An 8058-nucleotide genomic window follows, 5' to 3' on the forward strand; every position below is an offset into this window, starting at 1 on the left:
CTGAAACGGCCATGCCGTGGAGTAGCTTGCTGGTTGGCTCCGATGTGTACTGTTCAGCTTCCATACCGTGGAGATCAGTTGATGATTTACGAAGGTAAAGCCATCACGGTTAAGGCTCTTGAGAGCGGCATCGTCGAATTGAATTTCGACCTCAAGGGTGAATCCGTCAACAAATTCAACCGTCTAACCCTCAATGAACTGCGTCAGTCAGTTGATGCAATCAAGGCTGATGGTTCGATCAAGGGCGTGATTGTCACCAGTGGCAAAGACGTGTTTATCGTCGGCGCCGACATCACCGAGTTCGTCGACAGCTTCAAGCTGCCAGACGAGGAACTGGTGGCGGGCAACCTCGAAGCCAACAAGATCTTCAATGATTTTGAAGACCTCAGTGTTCCGACCGTTGTTGCAATCAATGGCATCGCCTTGGGCGGTGGTTTTGAAATGTGCTTGGCTGCCGACTACCGTGTCGCGGCTGAAACTGCCAAGGTCGGCCTGCCAGAAGTCAAACTGGGCATCTACCCAGGCTTCGGCGGTACTGTTCGTCTGCCACGTGTTATCGGTACTGATAACGCTGTTGAGTGGATTGCTAGCGGTAAAGAAAACAAAGCTGCTGATGCCCTGAAAGTAGGCGCAGTGGATGCCGTGGTTGCCGCTGACAAATTGCAAGCCGCTGCGCTTGATTTGATCAAGCGTGCGATCTCTGGTGAGTTGGACTACAAGGCCAAGCGTCAGCCCAAGCTGGAAAAGCTCAAGCTGAACGCCATCGAGCAGATGATGTGCTTTGAAACTGCCAAAGGTTTCGTGGCAGGCCAAGCCGGTCCTAACTACCCGGCCCCGGTTGAAGCCATCAAAACTATCCAGAAAGCCGCCAACATGACGCGCGATAAAGCGCTGGAAGTTGAAGCTGCGGGTTTCGTTAAGCTGGCTAAAACGCCGGTTGCTGCCAGCTTGATCGGCCTGTTCCTGAACGATCAGGATCTGAAGAAAAAAGCTAAGCAATACGACGAAATCGCCAAAGACGTGAAACTGGCTGCCGTTCTCGGTGCTGGCATCATGGGTGGCGGTATCGCTTATCAGTCGGCCTCCAAAGGTACGCCGATCCTGATGAAGGATATCCGTGAAGAAGGTATCCAGATGGGCCTGGCCGAAGCATCCAAACTGCTCGGTGGCCGTGTTGCCAAAGGTCGTATGACCCCGGCGAAGATGGCTGAAGCCCTTACGGCTATCCGTCCGACCATGTCCTATGGCGACTTCGGCGCTGTTGATATCGTGGTTGAAGCGGTTGTCGAGAACCCTAAGGTCAAGCAGATCGTGCTGGCTGAAGTGGAAGGCGTTGTTAAAGAGGATGCAATCCTCGCTTCCAACACCTCGACTATTTCCATCAACTTGCTGGCCAAGGCCCTCAAGCGTCCGGAAAACTTCGTCGGCATGCACTTCTTCAACCCTGTGCACATGATGCCGCTGGTTGAAGTAATTCGTGGCGAGAAGTCCAGCGATGTAGCTGTTGCTACCACCGTTGCCTACGCCAAGAAAATGGGCAAAACCCCGGTTGTGGTTAACGACTGCCCAGGCTTCCTGGTCAACCGTGTGCTGTTCCCTTACTTCGGTGGCTTCTCCAAGCTGCTGGGTTTCGGCGTTGATTTCGTGCGTATCGACAAGGTTATGGAGAAGTTCGGCTGGCCGATGGGCCCGGCGTACTTGTCCGACGTGGTCGGTGTTGACACCGGTCACCACGGTCGCGACGTAATGGCTGAAGGCTTCCCGGATCGCATGGCGGTTGAAGGTCGTACTGCGGTTGACGTGATGTACGAAGCTAATCGTCTGGGTCAGAAGAACGGCAAGGGTTTTTACGCCTACGAGACGGACAAGCGCGGCAAGCCGAAGAAGGTCATCGACCCTCAGGCTTACGAGTTGCTCAAGTCTATCGTTACCGAGCAGCGTGAAGTGACTGATGAAGACATCATTAACTTCATGATGATCCCGCTGTGCATGGAAACCGTGCGTTGCCTGGAAGATGGCATCGTTGACACTGCTGCCGAGGCTGATATGGGCCTGATTTACGGCATCGGCTTCCCGCCCTTCCGCGGTGGTGCGCTGCGTTATATCGATACCGTCGGTGTAGCTGAATTCGTTGCCCTGGCCGACAAATATGCCGAGTTGGGCGCGCTGTACACCCCGACTGCCAAGCTTCGCGAAATGGCTGCTAGCGGCCAGAAGTTTTTCGGTTAATCGCGCAACGACTAGAGCGAGAGTGAATTTATGAGCCTGAATCCTAGAGATGCAGTCATCGTCGACTTCGGTCGTACCCCGATGGGTCGTTCCAAGGGCGGCATGCATCGCAATACCCGTGCTGAAACCATGTCGGCCCTGCTGATCAGCGGCGTGCTGGCACGCAACACCAAGCTGGATCCAGCTGAAGTTGAAGATGTGATCTGGGGCTGCGTTAACCAGACCCTGGAGCAGGGCTGGAACATCGCGCGCATGGCGTCGCTGATGACCCAGATCCCGCACACTGCGGCTGGTCAAACTGTAAGCCGCCTGTGCGGTTCGTCCATGAGCGCTCTGCACACTGCCGTGCAGGCAATCCAGACCGGTAACGGTGACGTATTCGTCGTCGGCGGTGTGGAACACATGGGCCACGTTGGCATGATGCACGGCGTTGATCCAAACCCGCACCTGTCGCTGTACGCAGCCAAGGCCTCGGGCATGATGGGTCTGACCGCAGAAATGCTCGGCAAGATGCACGGCATCAGCCGTGAGCAACAGGATGCCTTCGGTGAGCGTTCTCACCGTCTGGCACAAAAAGCTACCGTCGAAGGCAAGTTCAAGGATGAAATCATCCCGATGCAAGGCTACGACGAGAATGGCTTCCTGAAGGTCTTCGACTTTGACGAAACTATTCGTCCTGAGACGACCCTGGAAAGCCTGGCTGCCCTGAAGCCTGCGTTCAATCCAAAAGGCGGTACCGTAACCGCTGGCACCTCCTCGCAGATCACTGACGGTGCTTCATGCATGGTTGTGATGAGCGCACAGCGTGCTCAAGACCTCGGCATCCAGCCAATGGCTGTGGTTCGTGCCATGGCTGTTGCCGGTGTAGATCCAGCAATCATGGGTTACGGTCCAGTGCCGTCCACCCAGAAAGCGCTTAAGCGTGCTGGTTTGACCATGGCTGATATCGATTTCATCGAGCTTAACGAAGCCTTTGCTGCTCAGGCGCTGCCTGTGCTCAAAGACCTGAAGTTGCTCGACAAAATGGAAGAGAAGGTCAACCTGCATGGCGGTGCAATCGCCCTGGGTCACCCGTTTGGTTGTTCCGGTGCGCGTATCTCCGGTACCCTGTTGAACGTGATGAAGCAAAATGGCGGCACCTTCGGTGTGTCCACCATGTGCGTAGGTCTCGGCCAAGGCATCACCACTGTCTTCGAACGCCTGTAAGCTTTAACGGGTGTAGAGACAGAAAGAAAACCGGGGCCTGGTGCCCCGGTTTTTGTTTTTGTTGATTTATAGGTATTTCTTGATTGCCACATAAATGGCTCTTGAGAGTTTTTGGCTTAGAGCAGCTACAGGGATTTAACGCATGCATTTACAGCCCGGTCTCTACCGTCACTACAAAGGCCCTGAGTACCGTGTGTTTGGCGTCGCCCAGCACTCCGAAACGGAACAGGTGATGGTGGTCTATCAGGCGTTGTACGGCGAGTTTGGCCTGTGGGTGCGACCGTTGGATATGTTCTGCGAAAGCGTTGAAGTGGACGGCGAGACGGTTCCACGCTTTGCTTTGATTCAGGCTGAAAACACATTGTTTACTCGGCCTTGAGCTGACATCGGGCCACTGCTGCGCTTGACCTCGGCCGGACCACCACTATATATAGCGGTGCCGCGCTAGCAGGCAGTTCAGCGCCTCCCGCATTTATTTACCGAATTTCAGGAATTTTCCAATCCATGGGCAAATCGCTGGTCATCGTGGAATCCCCGGCCAAGGCCAAGACCATCAACAAGTACTTGGGTAACGAGTACGTGGTGAAGTCGAGCATCGGCCACATCCGTGACCTACCCACCAGTGGTTCGGCGAGCACCGCTAAAGAACCGGCCAAGCGTGGTAAAGCCGCTGCAGGTGAGGTGCCGTCGCTGTCGCCCAAGGAAAAGGCCAAGCGTCAGCTGTTTGCGCGTATGGGGGTTGATCCCGAGCATGGTTGGAAGGCCAAGTACGAGATCCTTCCTGGCAAAGAGAAGGTTGTCGAGGAATTGCGCCGTTTGGCCAAGGATGCCGACACCATCTATCTCGCAACCGACTTGGACCGCGAGGGGGAAGCCATTGCCTGGCACCTGCGCGAATCCATTGGTGGCGACGACAGCCGTTACAAGCGTGTGGTGTTCAACGAAATCACCAAAAAGGCGATCCAGGAAGCGTTCTCCAAGCCGGGTGAGCTGGACATCAATCGCGTGAACGCGCAACAAGCACGGCGCTTCCTCGATCGCGTAGTGGGCTATATGGTATCGCCGCTGCTGTGGGCGAAGATTGCCCGTGGTTTGTCTGCCGGTCGTGTGCAGTCGGTTGCCGTGAAGCTGGTGGTCGAGCGTGAGAAAGAGATCCGCGCTTTCGTTCCCGAAGAATACTGGGAAGTGCATGCCGATCTTGGCACTGCCAAAGGCGCCAATGTGCGCTTTGAAGTGGCCCGTGAGAACGGTGCGGCCTTCAAACCGCTGAACGAGGCGCAGGCCATGGCCGCCTTGGCGACGCTGAAGGCGTCCAGCTACAGCATCACCAAGCGCGAAGACAAACCGACCAGCAGCAAACCTTCTGCGCCGTTTATTACCTCCACCCTGCAGCAGGCCGCGAGCAACCGCCTGGGCTTCGGGGTAAAGAAGACCATGATGATGGCCCAGCGTCTGTATGAGGCCGGCTATATCACCTATATGCGTACCGACTCGACCAACCTCTCGGCCGATGCCGTGACTATGGTGCGTGACTTTATCGAAGGCGAGTTCGGCAAGAAGTACCTGCCCGCCAACCCGATTGCCTACAGCAGCAAAGAAGGCGCGCAGGAAGCGCACGAAGCGATTCGCCCCTCCGACGTCAACCTCAAACCGACCCAGCTGTCAGGCATGGAGCGTGACGCCGAGCGCCTGTATGAGCTGATCTGGCGTCAATTTGTGGCTTGCCAGATGCCGCCAGCCGAATATTTGTCGACCACGGTTACGGTGACGGCGGCTCAGTTCGAACTGCGCGCCAAGGGCCGTATTCTCAAGTTTGACGGTTATACCCGTGCGTTGCCGCAGCTGAGCAAGCCGGGCGATGACGATGTGTTGCCGGAAATGAATCAGGGCGAAGTGCTCAAACTGGTAAAACTCGACCCCAGCCAGCACTTCACCAAGCCGCCTGCACGCTACTCGGAAGCCAGTCTGGTTAAAGAGATGGAAAAACGTGGCATTGGCCGTCCATCGACCTATGCCGCAATCATCGGCACGATTCAGGATCGCGGTTACGTGGCCTTGCACAACCGCCGTTTCTACTCCGAGAAGATGGGCGACATCGTTACTGAGCGCCTCTCCGAAAGCTTCTCGAATTTGATGGACTACGGCTTCACTGCTGGCATGGAAGAGCATCTGGATGACGTCGCTCAAGGTGAGCGCGAGTGGAAGCACGTGCTTGATGAGTTTTACGGCGACTTCAAGAAGAAGCTCGAAGTGGCCGAGGCGGGCGAGGGCGGTATGCGTGCCAACCTGCCGACCCTGACCGATATTCCTTGCCGCGATTGCGGTCGACCGATGACCATCCGCACCGCTTCAACCGGGGTTTTCCTTGGCTGCTCCGGTTATGCCCTGCCGCCGAAAGAACGCTGCAAGGCCACGGTCAACCTGGTGCCGGGCGACGAGATTGCCGCAGACGACGAGGGCGAATCCGAGTCCTTGGTATTGCTGGGTAAGCATCGTTGTCAGAAGTGCGGCACCGCCATGGATGCCTATCTACTTGATGAAACCCGCAAGCTGCATATCTGCGGCAATAACCCGGATTGCTCTGGCTATGAAGTAGAGCAGGGTCAGTATCGGATCAAGGGTTATGAAGGGCCGAGCCTGGACTGTGACAAGTGCGGCAGTCAGATGCAGCTCAAGACCGGGCGTTTCGGCAAGTTCTTCGGTTGCACCAACAGCGAGTGCAAGAACACCCGCAAGCTGCTGAAAAGTGGCGAGGCGGCTCCGCCGAAAATGGACCCGGTGAAGATGCCCGAACTCAAGTGCGAGAAGGTCAACGACACTTACATCCTGCGTGATGGCGCTTCGGGTCTGTTTTTAGCGGCTAGCCAGTTTCCGAAGAATCGCGAAACTCGTGCACCGTTGGTATTGGAACTGATCCCGCATCGCGACGAGATCGATCCCAAGTATCACTTCCTCTGTGACGCCCCAAAGAAAGACCCGCAAGGCCGTGCAGCTGTGATCCGCTACAGCCGCAAAACCAAAGAGCAATACGTTCAGACAGAAGTCGATGGCAAGCCGACTGGCTGGCGTGCGTTCTTTGATGGCGGTAAGTGGAAGGTCGAAGACAAGAGCTGATGAGTCTAATCCTGCGCCGGTGTATAGCTGGCGCAGGGTGCAACTGCTGTGGAGGGTGCCCTGATGGCCCAAGAACTCTATACCCGTACCAATCAGAAAATCTTCTATGCCGGCTTGGCACTGGAGTCTTGGCGTAAGGCTGAACAAGCACAAAGCCTGAACGCTCTGGCGTTGATTCAAGCTGAGCGTGAAGCCGCATTGTTTCACCTGTACGGTGCATTGCTCGGGCTTTGCCATGAGATTGCCGGTTACTACCGTATTACCGACAGTACTGCGCCGCGCGCGGAGAGCTTCCTGACGCCGGCGGTTCTGCAGTCAGCACCTAGCCAGGAGTTGGGTGAGTTGGTTGAGTTGGCACAGGCATCCGAGAGTTGGCTGGCTCAATTGTTGAGTGCTTACGCATTGCTCTTCAAGCCCCCCCAAGCTGGCAAAAAAGCCAAGTTGGATCCAGCGATGCCGCTGATTACAGCGGTTAGCCTGGATGAAGAAGAAAAACCTCTCACACATCAGGATCTAGAAGCTTGGCGGCAGCAGCTTAAGGTGTTGGCGCAGCGATTCCGCGAAACCCTAAGTGAGTGGTGAAGGTGCAAATGGATCGGCGGGCTAGGGCGAGCTTAAGTCGGCTGATACACTGTCGATCTTTCGTGGAGAGTTGAACCAATGCCTACATCCTTCCTGGAAATTGTCGAATTGCCTGACGGGCGTATAGCCCTGCGTCGTGGCGACGATGAAGAATCATTGGTTGTGCTTGATTTTTCAGCCGATGCTAAAGCCTTTTTGCAGGGTCAGCACATCGAAGTGGCCAAGGCCATGCTCAATGTTGGTGTGCAGATGGCAGGTCGTTTGGCGGAAAACAACTTCCAGGACGAAGAAGGTCCGCGCGTTCTACACTGACCCCCTGACACAATTTCTTATCCCTCATTTGAAACTTACGACTTTTAAATGTGTTGACGCTGATCGGTGACATGCCGCTCACGCATCAAACTTGGCCGTTATTTTCAAACTAATATTTAAACTCTGCGCTTTTCCCTGCAGTGCAGCATCCTCTAGCTGGTTGCGCGTCTCTGTGCTTAACGAATGCAACCAACTGACTACCGTATGACTGCGGCCTAGGCTCAACGCCTGCTGTGCAAGTTCAAAATCGCTTTGCCGTCCTCTTGGTTGCAGCACCAGTATTCGCTCGCGATTCAAACCACCCTCGCGTAGCCAAGATTGATTAAGGTTAGCCGGTGGCGCTATTAAGGTTAACCAGCGGCCATCTTGCTTATCACTTAATTCGCGCAGCATCGGGGCGAGTAAGTTCATGCATTGGTCGGCAGCGCCGCTCAGTGATACCTCACTAAAGTGCGCAGCCGCCGTGCTTTGGTCTGTGCAATCGGCTCCAGTGTTCTGCAGATTGGCTGCTGTAGACTGCGGATTCCACGCCATTCGGACACTCAGCCCACGCTGATCCGGACACCTGTTCCACGATCATTCGGACAGGCAGTCGGAGCGCAGCGACGCAGGGCT

General features: G+C 55.5%; 7 protein-coding genes. 6 read left to right on the forward strand and 1 reads right to left on the reverse strand.

Translation table 11 applies throughout. The features are described 5' to 3' along the window. Positions 1–81: 81 nt before the first annotated feature. The 6 genes from fadB (at position 82) to AUK77_RS18195 (ending at position 7443) form a co-directional block, all read left to right on the forward strand. Positions 82–2229, forward strand: coding sequence for a fatty acid oxidation complex subunit alpha FadB (fadB, locus tag AUK77_RS18170; protein ID WP_296132630.1), 2148 nt, complete (start codon positions 82–84; stop codon positions 2227–2229). 30 nt (positions 2230–2259) lie between these two features. Next, positions 2260–3435, forward strand: coding sequence for an acetyl-CoA C-acyltransferase FadA (fadA, locus tag AUK77_RS18175; RefSeq protein WP_296132633.1), 1176 nt, complete (start codon positions 2260–2262; stop codon positions 3433–3435). 142 nt (positions 3436–3577) lie between these two features. Beyond that, on the forward strand, positions 3578–3814 hold the full coding sequence (locus AUK77_RS18180) for a DUF1653 domain-containing protein (protein WP_296132635.1): 237 nt from the start codon (positions 3578–3580) through the stop codon (positions 3812–3814). Between the two features lie 125 nt (positions 3815–3939). Next, positions 3940–6549, forward strand: coding sequence for a type I DNA topoisomerase (gene topA, locus AUK77_RS18185; RefSeq protein WP_296132639.1), 2610 nt, complete (start codon positions 3940–3942; stop codon positions 6547–6549). A gap of 63 nt (positions 6550–6612) precedes the next feature. Continuing rightward, the gene (locus AUK77_RS18190) at positions 6613–7131 is read left to right on the forward strand and encodes a DUF6586 family protein (RefSeq protein ID WP_296132641.1); all 519 of its coding nucleotides are present in this window, start codon (positions 6613–6615) and stop codon (positions 7129–7131) included. 78 nt (positions 7132–7209) lie between these two features. Beyond that, positions 7210–7443: a hypothetical protein gene (locus tag AUK77_RS18195; protein ID WP_296132643.1), complete on the forward strand. Its 234-nt coding sequence runs from the start codon at positions 7210–7212 to the stop codon at positions 7441–7443. A gap of 78 nt (positions 7444–7521) precedes the next feature. Here AUK77_RS18195 and sulA read toward each other — a convergent pair whose 3' ends face one another. Then, positions 7522–7977 (reverse strand): SOS-induced cell division inhibitor SulA, encoded by a 456-nt coding sequence (sulA, locus tag AUK77_RS18200; RefSeq protein ID WP_296132646.1) that lies wholly within the window; start codon positions 7975–7977, stop codon positions 7522–7524. Between the last annotated feature and the right edge of the window lie 81 nt (positions 7978–8058).

Origin of the sequence: Pseudomonas sp. Ga0074129, from assembly GCA_001465025.1 — a bacterium.
In the GTDB taxonomy this organism is placed as follows: Bacteria; Pseudomonadota; Gammaproteobacteria; order Pseudomonadales; family Pseudomonadaceae; genus Aquipseudomonas.